Here is a 234-nt window from a genome sequence, read left to right on the forward strand (position 1 = left end):
CCGTCGGCGACACACCAAACCTCGCCGCTCGGCTCCAGAGCCTGGCGGAACCGGGCGCGGTCGTCGTTGCTTCGTCGACGCGCCGGCTGCTTGGTGATCTCTTCACGTTTCGCAATCTCGGCCGCCGTGAGGTCAAGGGGATAGCCGAACCAATCGCAGTCTGGGCGGTGGAGGGGGCGATCGCATCCGAGAGTCGCTTCGAGGCGGTCCGCGCGGTACGCTCGATCGGTTTTG

Annotated in this window: 1 protein-coding gene; it reads left to right on the forward strand. The window is 66.7% G+C overall.

Annotated features, from left to right (window positions below):
• Nucleotides 1-234 (forward strand): adenylate/guanylate cyclase domain-containing protein (locus AC0L3U_RS40275; protein ID WP_473365254.1); only part of this gene is annotated, 234 nt, incomplete at both ends.

The organism is Bradyrhizobium sp. Kon69 (assembly GCF_055807515.1).